The sequence below is a fragment of the Streptomyces sp. NPDC033177 genome (genome assembly GCF_055577715.1).
This window is the reverse complement of sequence record NZ_JBVIPS010000006.1, coordinates 365,759-377,663: the sequence shown is the minus strand read 5'-3', so window position 1 is coordinate 377,663 and position 11,905 is coordinate 365,759. Positions and strand designations below refer to the sequence as shown.

At 71.6% G+C, this 11,905-nt stretch carries 11 protein-coding genes; 6 read left to right on the top strand and 5 right to left on the bottom strand.

The annotated features are described in order from the left end of the window. Window positions 1-29 precede the first annotated feature (29 nt). From ACZ5U5_RS22625 to ACZ5U5_RS22610, 4 genes are read left to right on the top strand one after another with little or no spacing between them, the layout of a single operon-like run. Complete coding sequence (locus tag ACZ5U5_RS22625; RefSeq protein ID WP_469024473.1) at window positions 30-1,910, top strand: acetyl/propionyl/methylcrotonyl-CoA carboxylase subunit alpha; 1,881 nt, start codon at window positions 30-32, stop codon at window positions 1,908-1,910. Continuing rightward, window positions 1,907-3,085, top strand: a complete 1,179-nt coding sequence (locus tag ACZ5U5_RS22620; RefSeq protein ID WP_469024470.1) for an acyl-CoA dehydrogenase family protein — start codon at window positions 1,907-1,909, stop codon at window positions 3,083-3,085. The genes ACZ5U5_RS22625 and ACZ5U5_RS22620 overlap by 4 nt, the downstream gene beginning before the upstream one ends. Window positions 3,086-3,123: 38 nt before the next feature. Beyond that, window positions 3,124-3,858, top strand: a complete 735-nt coding sequence (locus ACZ5U5_RS22615) for an enoyl-CoA hydratase family protein (RefSeq protein WP_469024467.1) — start codon at window positions 3,124-3,126, stop codon at window positions 3,856-3,858. After that, window positions 3,846-4,445 (top strand): TetR/AcrR family transcriptional regulator, encoded by a 600-nt coding sequence (locus ACZ5U5_RS22610; RefSeq protein ID WP_469024465.1) that lies wholly within the window; start codon window positions 3,846-3,848, stop codon window positions 4,443-4,445. The genes ACZ5U5_RS22615 and ACZ5U5_RS22610 overlap by 13 nt, the downstream gene beginning before the upstream one ends. Before the next feature lie 221 nt (window positions 4,446-4,666). Here the strand turns inward: ACZ5U5_RS22610 and ACZ5U5_RS22605 are convergent, their stop codons facing one another. Next, window positions 4,667-5,767 carry a citrate synthase 2 gene (locus tag ACZ5U5_RS22605; RefSeq protein ID WP_365821428.1) on the bottom strand — a complete coding sequence of 367 codons (1,101 nt, stop codon included), beginning with the start codon at window positions 5,765-5,767 and terminating at the stop codon, window positions 4,667-4,669. Between the two features lie 297 nt (window positions 5,768-6,064). Between ACZ5U5_RS22605 and pdxH the strand changes: the two genes are divergently transcribed. Next, on the top strand, window positions 6,065-6,817 hold the full coding sequence (pdxH, locus tag ACZ5U5_RS22600) for a pyridoxamine 5'-phosphate oxidase (RefSeq protein WP_469025003.1): 753 nt from the start codon (window positions 6,065-6,067) through the stop codon (window positions 6,815-6,817). A gap of 16 nt (window positions 6,818-6,833) precedes the next feature. On the opposite strand, the gene ACZ5U5_RS22595 is transcribed toward pdxH, so the two are convergent. Together ACZ5U5_RS22595 and ACZ5U5_RS22590 are read right to left on the bottom strand one after the other, a co-directional pair. Continuing rightward, window positions 6,834-7,697, bottom strand: a complete 864-nt coding sequence (locus ACZ5U5_RS22595; protein WP_469024462.1) for an alpha/beta fold hydrolase — start codon at window positions 7,695-7,697, stop codon at window positions 6,834-6,836. A gap of 587 nt (window positions 7,698-8,284) precedes the next feature. Then, window positions 8,285-8,977: a metal-dependent transcriptional regulator gene (locus ACZ5U5_RS22590; protein ID WP_160505687.1), complete on the bottom strand. Its 693-nt coding sequence runs from the start codon at window positions 8,975-8,977 to the stop codon at window positions 8,285-8,287. 225 nt (window positions 8,978-9,202) lie between these two features. Here ACZ5U5_RS22590 and ACZ5U5_RS22585 point away from each other — a divergent pair, with 225 nt between their 5' ends. Then, on the top strand, window positions 9,203-9,967 hold the full coding sequence (locus ACZ5U5_RS22585; RefSeq protein ID WP_469024460.1) for an SIS domain-containing protein: 765 nt from the start codon (window positions 9,203-9,205) through the stop codon (window positions 9,965-9,967). A 1-nt stretch (window position 9,968) separates the two neighbouring features. On the opposite strand, the gene ACZ5U5_RS22580 is transcribed toward ACZ5U5_RS22585, so the two are convergent. Then, window positions 9,969-11,138, bottom strand: a complete 1,170-nt coding sequence (locus tag ACZ5U5_RS22580; protein ID WP_469024458.1) for a sensor histidine kinase — start codon at window positions 11,136-11,138, stop codon at window positions 9,969-9,971. Window positions 11,139-11,224: 86 nt separating this feature from the next. Beyond that, the gene (locus ACZ5U5_RS22575) at window positions 11,225-11,893 is read right to left on the bottom strand and encodes a response regulator transcription factor (protein WP_469024455.1); all 669 of its coding nucleotides are present in this window, start codon (window positions 11,891-11,893) and stop codon (window positions 11,225-11,227) included. Window positions 11,894-11,905: the final 12 nt, after the last annotated feature.

Genomic DNA, 11,905 nt, shown 5'->3' with positions numbered 1-11,905 from the left:
CCCCCATGACGACTCCCACGACGACCCCCATGACGAAAACGATCAGCAGCATCCTCGTCGCCAACCGCGGTGAGATCGCCTGCCGCGTCTTCCGCACCTGCCGCGACCTCGGCATCGCCACCGTGGCGGTCTACTCGGACGCCGACGCGGACGCCCTGCACGTCCGCGAGGCCGACACCGCCGTACGGCTGCCTGGCTCGGCGCCCGCCGACACGTATCTGCGGGGCGAACTCGTCGTGAAGGCCGCGCAGGCGGCGGGCGCGGACGCCGTCCACCCCGGCTACGGCTTCCTCTCGGAGAACGCGGACTTCGCCCGCGCGGTCCTGGACGCCGGGCTCGTGTGGATCGGGCCCTCTCCCGAGGCCATCGAGTCCATGGCGTCCAAGACGCGCGCAAAGGAACTCATGGGCATCGCGTCGATGGCCGTGGACGAGGTCACCGAGGCCGATCTGCCGGTCCTGGTGAAGGCGGCGTCCGGCGGCGGCGGGCGCGGCATGCGCGTCGTACGGGAACTGGCCTCGCTGAAGGGTGAGTTGGAGGCGGCGCGCGCGGAGGCCGCCAGTGCCTTCGGGGACGGCGAGGTCTTCGTCGAGCCCTATCTGGAGGGCGGCCGGCACGTCGAGGTGCAGATCATGGCCGACGCGCACGGCACCGTCTGGGCGCTCGGCACCCGGGACTGCACGCTCCAGCGCAGGCACCAGAAGGTCATCGAGGAGTCCCCGGCGCCGGGCCTGACCGCCGAACTCGTCGACGAACTGCACGCACAGTCCGTGCGGGCGGCGCGCGTGACCGGGTATCGCGGGGCGGGCACGGTGGAGTTCCTGGTCGCGGGCGACCGGGCGCACTTCCTGGAGATGAACACCCGGCTCCAGGTCGAACACCCGGTCACGGAGGCCGTGTTCGGCATCGATCTCGTGGCGCTGCAGATCCAGGTGGCGGAGGGCGAGCCCCTCGCGAAGGAGCCGCCGACCGCACGCGGCCACGCGGTGGAGGCCCGCCTCTACGCCGAGGACCCGGCCGCCGAGTGGGCCCCGCAGACCGGCACCCTGCATCGGCTGTCCGTGCCGGGCGTGCGGCTCGACACGGGGTACGTGGACGGCGACACGATCGGTGTGCACTACGACCCGATGCTGGCCAAGGCCGTCGCGTACGCCCCCACGCGCGCGCAGGCCCTGCGCGGCCTCGCGGGAGCCCTGGAGCGCGCGGTCGTGCACGGCCCCGTCACCAACCGGGAGTTGCTCGTACGGTCCCTGCGGCACCCGGAGTTCGTCGGGGCCCGCATGGACACGGGCTTCTACGACCGGCACCTCGCCGAGCTCACGGCCCCCGCCCCGGACCCGTACGCCCCACTGGCCGCCGCGCTCGCCGACGCGCACGGGCGCTCGCGGTTCGGCGGCTTCCGCAACCTCGCCTCGCAGCCGCAGGTCAAGCTCTTCCGCAGCGAGCCGGACGGCACCGAGCACGAGGTCCGCTACCGGCACACGCGGGAGGGGCTGAGCGCGGAAGGCGTGCGGGTGCTCGCCGTCTCCGGTGAGCTCGTCGTGCTCGAAGCCGACGGCGTACGGCGGCAGTTTGCGGTGGCGCGTTACGGCGACGACCGCATGTACGTCGGCAACACCGCCCTCACCGCGCTCCCGCTCCTCCCCGAGCCGACCACCCGGCAGGAGCCCGGCTCGCTGCTCGCCCCGATGCCCGGCACCGTCGTGCGCCTGGCCGAGGGGCTCGCGGAAGGGGCCCGGGTCGCCGCCGGGCAGCCCCTCATCTGGCTGGAGGCCATGAAGATGGAGCACCGCATCTGTGCCCCCGCCTCCGGCACGCTCACCACCCTGCACGCCCTGCCCGGCCGCCAGGTCGAGGTCGGCGCCCTGCTCGCAGTCGTAGACGTAGTACAGGAGGAACAATCCGTATGAGCCCCGTCCTGAGCACCGTCCTCGAAACCGAAGAGCACCAGGCCCTGCGCGCGGCCGTCGCCGCGCTCGGCAAGCGGTACGGCCGCGACTACATGTCCCGGGTCGTGGCGGGCGAAGGCCACCCCGACGAGCTGTGGGCCGATGCCGCCAAGCTCGGCTACCTGGGCGTGAACCTGCCCGAGGAGTACGGCGGCGGAGGTGGTGGCATAGCCGAACTCTCCATCGTCCTGGAGGAACTGGGCGCCGCGGGCTGCCCCCTCCTGATGATGGTCGTCTCGCCCGCGATCTGCGGCACCGTCATCGCCCGCTTCGGCACCGACGAGCAGAAGCGGGCCTGGCTGCCCGGCCTCGCCGACGGCAGCCGCACCATGGCGTTCGGCATCACCGAGCCCGACGCGGGCTCCAACTCCCACCGGATCACCACGACCGCCCGCAAGGACGAGGCGAGCGGCGACTGGCTCCTGACCGGCCGCAAGGTGTTCATCTCGGGCGTCGACATCGCCGACGCCACCCTGATCGTGGGCCGTACGGAGGATGCCCGCACCGGCAACCTCAAGCCCTGCCTCTTCATCGTCCCGCGCGAGACGGAAGGCTTCCATCGACGGCAGATCGAGATGGAACTCCAGGCGCCGGAGAAGCAGTTCGAACTGACCCTGGACGACGTAAGGCTGCCCGCCGACGCCCTGGTGGGAGATGAGGACGCGGGGCTGCTCCAGCTCTTCGCCGGCCTCAACCCCGAGCGGATCATGACGGCGGCGTTCTCGCTCGGCATGGCGCGTTTCGCCCTCGCCCGTGCGGTCGGCTACGCCAAGGAACGCAGCGTCTGGAAGAGCCCGATCGGCGCTCACCAGGCGATCGCGCACCCCCTCGCGCAGTCCCACATCGACATCGAGCTGGCCCGCCTGATGATGCAGAAGGCCGCACGACTCTACGACGCGGGCGACGACATGGGCGCGGGTGAGGCCGCCAACATGGCCAAGCTCGCGGCTGCCGACGCGTGCGTGAAGGCCGTCGACCAGTCGGTGCACACGCTCGGCGGCAACGGCCTGACGAAGGAGTTCGGCCTGGCCTCGCTGATCGTGGCGTCACGGGTGGCCCGGATCGCCCCCGTGAGCCGGGAAATGATCCTCAACTACGTCTCGCACCAGACGCTGGGCCTGCCCAAGTCGTACTAGCCGCACCAGGTCACCCATCGCGAACAGAGGGAGTTCCCATGAGTCTTGTCTGCTCCTCCCCGCAGCGCGGCATCGTCACCTTCACCCTGGACAACCCCGCCAACCGCAACGCCCTCTCTGCGGGTCTCCTGGACGGCTTCGCGGAGGCGCTCGGCGACTGCGGCAAGGACCCCGAGGTGCGCGCGCTCGTCCTCACGCACACCGGCTCCACGTTCTGCTCGGGCGCAGACCTGCGGGAGCCGCCGGACCCGGCCGTGTTCGTGGGGCTGCTCCGGCAGATCCTGGAGCTGCCGAAGCCGGTGGTGGCGCGGGTGGACGGGCACGTGCGCGCGGGCGGGCTCGGACTGCTCGGCGTGTGCGACATGGCGGCCGCGGGGCCTGGGGCGTCATTCGCGCTGACGGAGGTACGGATCGGGGTGGCGCCCGCGGTCATCTCCATGCCGCTCCTGTCCCGGCTCGACCCGAGTGCCGCCTCGCGCTACTTCCTCACCGGGGAGCGCTTCGGCGGGGCGGAGGCGGCGCGGATCGGTCTGGTGACGGCGGCCGGGGGCGACGTGGACGCGGAGCTCTCGCCCCTCCTGGAGGGGCTGCGGAAGGCGGCGCCGCAGGCCCTGGCCGAGACGAAGAAGCTGCTCACGGCTAGGGTGCTCGACGCATTCGACCACCACACGGACTCCCTCGTCGCCCTGTCCGCGCGGCTCTTCGCATCGGCGGAGGCGCGGGAGGGGATGGGGGCGTTCCTCGAACGACGGGAGTGCCCATGGGTGCTGTGACCGCGGACGACAGGGCCGACCGCTCGCCCAAGCAGGACCGCAGCCGTGCGACCCGTCAGCGGCTCCTGGAGGCGGCGGTGGCGTGCCTCGCCGAGAGCGGCTGGGCGGGATCCACGGTCTCCGTGGTCGCCGAGCGGGCCGGGGTCTCACGCGGGGCGGCCCAGCATCACTTCCCTACGCGGGAGGACCTCTTCACGGCGGCGGTGGAGTACGTCGCCGAGCAGCGCTCCACGGCCCTGCGGGAGCTTCCGGCCCAGGACCGTGCCTCGGTGGTGGCCGCCCTGGTCGACCTCTACACGGGTCCGCTTTTCCGGGCGGCGCTGCACCTGTGGGTGGCGGCGTCGAACGAGCCGCAGCTCGGCTCCCGGGTGACGGAGCTGGAGGCGCGGGTGGGGCGTGAGACGCACCGGATCGCGGTGGAGCTGCTGGGGGCGGACGAGTCGGCTCCCGGTGTCCGCGAGACGATCCAAGGACTACTGGACATGGCCCGGGGCCTCGGCCTCGCGAACCTCCTCACCGACGACGGGGCCCGGCGGGAGCGGGTGGTGGCCCAGTGGACGGTGCTGCTGGAGGGGGCGCTGCGCTGATTTCTCCCCGACCCCGCCCCTTCCCGTAAACCCGCTCTGGCGCGGGGGCCTTGGTTGCCGTCATCACCGGCTTCGCCGAGTTCGTCCTCAATCGCCGGACGGGCTGAACTTCAGCCCGTCCGGCGATTGAGGACATCTTGTACGGGGTCTGGGGCCAAGCCCCAGCTAGGTCCGGGGCGGAGGCACGGTTTTCGGGAAGGGGCGGGGTCGGGGAAAATTCCCTACCTGGCGATATCTCCGTACCCCTCAACCGCCCGGGGGTCCCGCGTCCCGGGCCCGATGTACCGCGCCGAGGGGCGGACCAGGCGCCCCGTCCGCTTCTGCTCAAGGATGTGCGCCGACCACCCCGCGGTCCTCGCGCACGTGAACATCGACGTGAACATGTGCGCCGGCACCTCGGCGAAGTCGAGGACGATCGCGGCCCAGAACTCCACGTTGGTGGCGAGGACGCGATCGGGACGCCGGGCGTGCAACTCGTCGAGGGCGGCCTTCTCCAGCGCCTCGGCCACCTCGAAGCGGGGAGCGCCCAGCTCGCGTGCCGTGCGGCGCAGGACCCGCGCGCGGGGGTCCTCGGCCCGGTACACCCGGTGACCGAAGCCCATCAGACGCTCGCCCTTGTCGAGGGCCTGCTTGACGTACGCGACCGCGTCGCCCGTCCGCTCGATCTCCTCGATCATGCCGAGGACGCGGGAGGGTGCGCCGCCGTGCAGGGGGCCGGACATCGCGCCCACGGCCCCGCTCAGCGCCGCCGCCACGTCCGCGCCCGTGGAGGCGATGACGCGGGCCGTGAACGTGGAGGCGTTCATGCCGTGCTCGGCGGCCGACGTCCAGTACGCGTCGACGGCCTGGACGTGCTTGGGGTCGGGCTCGCCGCGCCAGCGCTTCATGAAGCGCTCGACGACCGTGTCGGCCTTGTCGATCTCGCTCTGCGGCACCATCGGCAGGCCCTGGCCGCGGGCGGACTGGGCGACGTACGAGAGCGCCATGACGGCGGCCCGAGCCAGGTCGTCGCGGGCTTCCTGCTCGCTGATGTCCAGGAGCGGCTTCAGGCCCCACACGGGGGCGAGCATCGCGAGCGCGGACTGGACGTCGACGCGGATGTCGCCGGAGTGCACCGGGATCGGGAACGGCTCGGCGGGCGGCAGGCCGGGGTTGAAGGCGCCGTCGACGAGCAGCCCCCAGACGTTGCCGAAGGAGACGTGGCCGACCAGATCCTCGATGTCGACGCCGCGATAACGAAGCGCGCCGCCTTCCTTGTCCGGTTCGGCGATCTCCGTCTCGAACGCGATGACTCCCTCAAGTCCGGGTACGAAGTCGGACATCAGGCGGCTCCTCGTGATGTGTACGACAGATGGTGGTGACAGACAGCTCGTGACCATGTGTCAGAAATGGGCGTGTTCGGTCCGGTTCCGCGGTCTGCCGGTGCGTAGGCGGCTGCCGGCTTTCGACTCGCGGTCCGGATCGGACACCCCGGTGATGCCCCGTGCGGCTGGTGGTCACCCAACCGATTCGGCGTCGGAACGATATCCCTTGGTGCCACCCTTGGCGATGGTAAGCGGCACTCAGTGCCACACGTCACCTCCCCGTGGTGTACGACAGCCCATCGGCCGGCCCTTCGTATACGGCAAGATGACCGCGTGACCGATCGAGCCGACGCCTCAGCATCAGCCTCCTCATCTGCCGCTCCCGTCCCTCCCGTGTCCGATCCCGCCGCCATACGTGCCCACTACGGCATCGAAGGACTCACCGAGGCCCAGGCGCCCGCCACGCCCGTCGAGTTGTTCGCGGTGTGGTTCACGCAGGCGCTTGCCGCGGCCGGGGCGGGCCTGCTGCACGAGCCGAACGCCATGGTCGTCTCGACGGTGGATGCCGGGGGCCGCCCCAACTCGCGCACGGTCCTGCTGAAGGGGTACGACGAGCGCGGCTTCGTCTTCTTCACGAACTACGAGTCCCGCAAGGCCCGTGACCTGGCCGCGAACCCGAACATCTCGCTGCTCTTCCCCTGGCACCCGATGGCCCGCCAGGTCATCGTCACGGGCACGGCGGAGCGCGTCGCCCGCGAGGAGACGGTGGCGTACTTCCGCACCCGCCCGCACGGCTCGCAGCTCGGTGCCTGGGCCAGCGCCCAGTCCTCGGTCATCGCCACGCGCGAGGAACTGGACCGCGCGTACGCCGACCTGGAGGCGCGTTACCCCGAGGGCGAGCAGGTGCCCGCGCCTCCGCACTGGGGCGGCTTCCGGGTCGTGCCCGAGAGCGTCGAGTTCTGGCAGGGCAGGGCGAACCGCCTGCACGACCGCTTGCGCTACGCGCGGACCGGGCAGGACGCCGCCGACACCGCTTCGGACTGGACGGTGGAGCGCCTCAGCCCGTGACGGGCTGCCGCGCGGCCTACCCCGTCAGGACTCCGTCGAGGAACGGCTGGATCGCCTCGCGCCAGGCCTCCGGCTGGTCGTAATGCACCAGGTGCCCGGCGTCGGCCACCTCCGCGTACTCCCCGCGGGGCAGCACCCGCACCATCTCCTGGGACTCGGCACGGCCCAGCTCGCCGTCCAGGCCGCGGACGACCAGGGCGGGGCACTGGACCTGGGCCAGATCCTCCCAGTGGGCGTCGAACACCCACGTCTCCCGGGACTTCAGCATCTGTTCGCGGTCGAAGACGGGGCGCCAGCCGTCGGGGCCCTCGGCCATCACCTCGGCGAAGAACTCACCGCGCGAGGGATTGGGCCGCTCCACCCAGGGATCGTCCTCGCCGAACCACTTCCGTACGTCGGCGAGCGTGGCGAAGGGCACGGGCCAGGCCTTGAACCAGTCCTCCCACTCGCGCTGCGACGCGGCCCCGAGAGCGGAGGCCCGCATGTCGCAGATGATCAGGGCGCGGACGAGGTCGGGGCGCTTCGCGGCGAGCTGCCAGGCGGTGAGCGCGCCCATGGAGTGGCCGATGAGGACGGCGGGAGCGAGGCCGAGCTGGACGAGCGCGGCCTCGGCGTCGTCCACGTAGGCATCGCGGGTGAAAGGGCCCTCGGGGGGCTTGTCGCTCTGCCCGTGCGCGCGCTGGTCGAGTGCGACCGCGCGATGTCGCTCGGCGAGCCAGCGGGCGGTGCCCGCCCAGTGGGACGCACGGCCCATCAAGCCGTGCAGTAACAGCACGCCGCCGGGCGGACCGTCGGTCTCCCTCGATTTGGGAGGATCGGCGAACTCCCAGGCGGCGAGGCTCACGCCACCCGCGCCTGTCACGTCAATGCGCCGCACCATGTTTCCTGGCACCCCCCTTGAATCCACTCGGGCCGAACGCCTGGTTCCGTCACGCACCCCCGCACGCTATCGAACTCTTTTTCGAAAGCGGCCAGTTCGCCGCCAACACCCCTCATTCGAGTGACCACGCTCAAGGATTGGCCGCCGCTGCCGAGGGGAGATCTTCATCGGGAGGCGGGCCGCTCGGGGAAAACGGTCCGAGGGGGATGACCCTGGGAGCTCGGGGCTCCGGGTCAGAACAGGGGAGGACAGGCCCCGGCGCTCAAGGGCGCCGGGGCCCTCTGCGTGCTCAGGGGGCGATGACGCGCACTGTTCGCGTTCGCGCTCCCGCTCACCTGATGGGCACATCCTCCTGCCCCCTCCCACGGCCGTGGCGGCGACCAGGCGCCGACACGGCAAGAGCCCTCAAGTCATATGCCTCTCGCGACAGCCTCGCACGCAAAACGTCCGGGCGCTGCGATTCCGCACACTGAATCTTGGACCCCATCGGACCCCCGGGTCTTCACAACTGCCCAACCGTTACCGCTAGTTGACATGAACTCTCGGTAACAGGGGCCGGAAGCCGCCGGACCCTGGTCCGGCGGGCCTCAGCGCTTGGCGACGAAGACGTGCGAGGCGACCTCCGCGTCCAGCTCGGCGGCCTCACCGCTGCTGCCCACGAGCACCCCGCCCGCGGACTCCGTCACGCTCACCACGGAGCCGGGCTGCACGCCCGCGCGACGCAGCGTGTACATCAGTTGCGCGTCCGTCTGGATCGGCTCGCCGATACGGCGCACGACCACGGTCTTGCCCTCCGTGCCGGGGTCGAGATCGACCAGGGACACCATGCCCTCGTCCAGGAACGGGTCGGCCCCGTCCTTCTCGCCCAGCTCCTCCAGGCCCGGGATCGGGTTGCCGTACGGAGACTCGGTGGGGTGGCGCAGGAGCTCCAGGACGCGGCGCTCCACCGCCTCGCTCATCACGTGCTCCCAGCGACACGCCTCCGCGTGGACCTGCTCCCACTCCAGGCCGATCACGTCGACCAGGAGACACTCCGCGAGGCGGTGCTTGCGCATCACGCGCGTGGCGAGCCTGCGGCCCTCCTCGGTCAGCTCCAGGTGACGGTCGCTGGCGACGGCCACCAGGCCGTCACGCTCCATGCGCGCGACCGTCTGGCTCACCGTCGGCCCGCTCTGGTCGAGACGCTCGGCGATCCGGGCGCGCATGGGGACCACACCTTCCTCCTCCAGCTCGAGGATGGTGCGCAAATACATCTCAGTGGTGTCAATAAGCCCCGACATGGGTGCCCCTCAGATCTCGCTCGTGCGGCCGGCCCTGCCCTCAAGTCTGACGCATACCGCTGACAACCGGGTCGCGCCAGGGGAAAACCCGGTCCAGACGGCCTTGACGGGGTGCTCGGGCCGTATTGACAGGGCACTGGTCCAGACCGCAACGTGATCCGCGGCACACGGGAAACACGTGCAGGCACCACCAGGAAATACATACCCGGAAAGGTCCCTCGGCGCATGGGCTCGAAGAGCGAGAGCAAGCTGGCCGGTCAGTACATCGACGCCGCGATCGGCCTGCTCGGGCGGGTGCGCGACGAGGAGGGCGGCAACGTCGACGCCGCGGGCACGCTGCTCGCCGACGCGGTCGAGTCCGGCGGCAGGCTCTTCGCCTTCGGTGCCGGGCACTCCTCGCTGGCCGCCCAGGACGTCGTCTACCGCGCGGGCGGCCTCGCCCTGATGAACCTGCTCGCCGTCCCCGGGGTCGTCGGCGTCGACGTCATGCCCGCCACGCTCGGCTCGGCCCTGGAGCGGGTCGACGGGCTCGCGGGCGCCGTCCTGGACTCCTCGCCGGCCCGCTCCGGCGACGTCGTCGTGATCATCTCGCTCTCCGGGCGCAACTCGCTGCCCGTGGAGATGGCGATGAACGCCCGCGCGCTCGGCCTGAAGGTCATCGGGGTGACGTCCGTGGCGTACGCGACGGAGACGAAGTCGCGGCACGTGTCCGGGACCTTCCTCAAGGACCACTGCGACGTCGTGATCGACTCCAAGATCACCGTCGGTGACGCGGAGCTCGGCCTCGACACGGTCGGCGCGCCCTTCGGACCCGCCTCCAGCGTGGTCGCCAACGCGATCATGCAGGCGATGATGGCCACGGCCGTCGAACGTCTTGCCGCGCGGGGCGTCGAGCCGCCGGTCCTGCGGTCGGGGAACGTGGACGGCGGGCACGAGTGGAACGGCCGCGTGTTCGCCGAGTACGGCGACCGGATCTTCTACCGCCGCTGAGTCACCCCTGTGGAGGCCTGTGGGCCCCGTGGGGGAAGCGCACCCGCACGCTGAGCCCCCCTCCCTCCCCGTTCGCCTCCGCGGTCGCCTCTGCGCCGTGTGCGCGGGCGATCGCGAACACGATGGACAGACCGAGGCCCGCGCCCTCCCCGCGCGCGTGGGTACGTGCGTGAAGGCGCCGGAAGGGCTCGAAGAGGTGCGGGACGGTGTCCGGCGGGATGACGGGTCCGGTGTTGGTGACCTCGAAGCCGTCCCGGCCCGTGCGCACCTCGACCCGGCCGCCCTTGACGTTGTAGTCCACGGCGTTCGCCACCAGGTTGTGCACGAGGCGGTCGAGAAGCACCCCGTCACCCGTCACGGTGAGCGGCTCGGCGTGCAGGGACAGGGTGACGTCCCGCTCGGCCGCCCGGCCCGCGAGCCCTTCCGCCACCGCGTCGGCGATGACGTCGAGGGCCACGGGCTCCCGCAGTTCGAGCCCCCGCTCCGAGGTGGCGAGGAGCAGCAGCCCCTCGATCAGATGCTCGCTGTCGTCGGCGACTGAGATGAGCTTCTTACGGATGCGGGCCACCTGACCCGCGTCGGGCTCACCCGCGAGCCCGATCTCTGCGGCGGCCCGCTGGACGGCGAGCGGGGTGCGCAGTTCGTGTGCGGCGTTGGCGGCGAACCGCTGCTGCGCGCTGACCAGCTGCTCTATCCGGCCGAGCATCTCGTCGAAGGTGTCGGCCAGCTGCTTCAGCTCGCCGGGCGGCGCGTCGAGCGCGATGCGCTCGTGCAGGTTCTCGCCCGACAGGCGCCGCGCGGTGCCGGTGATCACGCCGACCGGCCGCAGGACGCGGCCCGCCATCCACCAGGCGAGAACGATGGACAGCGCCGCGTAGACGAACAGCACGATCACCGACACGGTGAGCAGCCTGCTCAGGGCCGCCTGTTCGGCGACGTCGCTGATCTTCGTGACGGCGAGGCCCTGCGTGAGGTCCAGGGACGAGACGGCGGCGTCGGACGGCACCCGTTGGGCCGGCACGGCGGATGTGGCCGGGGTGGGCAGCACCCAGGGCGGGTCGACCCTGCGGGGGACGGCCGTGGTGACGGCGGCGCTGATCGAGGAGTACAGCCCCTGCCGCACCAGGAAGTAGACGAGCCCGGTGAGCAGCGCCCCCGCCAGGAGCAGCATGCCGCCATAGAGCGCGGTCAGCCGCCCACGCTCACTGCTGAGCCGCCCAACACGAAAACGCCTGACGGAACCCCCGCCCCACCCCCTCACGCCGACCAGCCCGCGATGCGGTAGCCCGCGCCCGGGACCGTCTCCACCACCGGGGGGTCGCCCAGTTTGGCGCGGAGCTTGGAGAGGGTCACGCGGACCGCGTTCGTGCGGTAGCTGGTGTCCTCCTCCCAGACCTGTTCGATCAGGTCCTCACCGCTGACCACCGCGCCCTCCGCCCGCAGCAGCGCCTCCAGGACCGCGAACTCCTTGCGGGAGAGCGCCAGATGACGGCCGTCGCGGCTCGCCTGACGGCGTGCGGTGTCCAGGACCAGGCCCGCGCGTTCGATCACCGGCGGGAGCGCGGGGCGCGTGCGGCGGCCCAGGGCCAGGACGCGGGCGAGGAGCTCGTCGTACGCGAAAGGCTTCGTCAGATAGTCGTCCGCGCCCAGACCGAGGCCCGCCACCCGGTCCCGGACCGTGGCCGACGCCGTCAGCATCAGGACGCGCGTGAGCAGCCGCTGGCCCACCACCCTGCGGCACACCTCGTCTCCGTGCAGGCCCGGCAGGTCCCGGTCCAGGATGACGACGTCGTACTCACCCAGCTGGAGCTTGCGCAGCGCCGTCAGGCCGTCGGCCGCGACATCGACCGCGAGCGCGTCACGGCGCAGCCCGACGGCGATCATCTCGGCCAGGAATTCCTCGTCCTCCACCAGCAGTACGCGCATCCGGCCTGTGTA

Bases quoted from the DNA above. Each gene is read 5' to 3' on its own strand.
- ACZ5U5_RS22625 (WP_469024473.1), top strand. From the start codon at position 30: ATGACGAAAACGATCAGCAGCATCCTCGTCGCCAACCGCGGTGAGATC.
- ACZ5U5_RS22620 (WP_469024470.1), top strand. From the start codon at position 1,907: ATGAGCCCCGTCCTGAGCACCGTCCTCGAAACCGAAGAGCACCAGGCC.
- ACZ5U5_RS22615 (WP_469024467.1), top strand. From the start codon at position 3,124: ATGAGTCTTGTCTGCTCCTCCCCGCAGCGCGGCATCGTCACCTTCACC.
- ACZ5U5_RS22610 (WP_469024465.1), top strand. From the start codon at position 3,846: ATGGGTGCTGTGACCGCGGACGACAGGGCCGACCGCTCGCCCAAGCAG.
- ACZ5U5_RS22605 (WP_365821428.1), bottom strand. From the start codon at position 5,767: ATGTCCGACTTCGTACCCGGACTTGAGGGAGTCATCGCGTTCGAGACG.
- ACZ5U5_RS22595 (WP_469024462.1), bottom strand. From the start codon at position 7,697: ATGGTGCGGCGCATTGACGTGACAGGCGCGGGTGGCGTGAGCCTCGCC.
- ACZ5U5_RS22590 (WP_160505687.1), bottom strand. From the start codon at position 8,977: ATGTCGGGGCTTATTGACACCACTGAGATGTATTTGCGCACCATCCTC.
- ACZ5U5_RS22585 (WP_469024460.1), top strand. From the start codon at position 9,203: ATGGGCTCGAAGAGCGAGAGCAAGCTGGCCGGTCAGTACATCGACGCC.
- ACZ5U5_RS22580 (WP_469024458.1), bottom strand. From the start codon at position 11,138: ATGCTGCTCCTGGCGGGGGCGCTGCTCACCGGGCTCGTCTACTTCCTG.
- ACZ5U5_RS22575 (WP_469024455.1), bottom strand. From the start codon at position 11,893: ATGCGCGTACTGCTGGTGGAGGACGAGGAATTCCTGGCCGAGATGATC.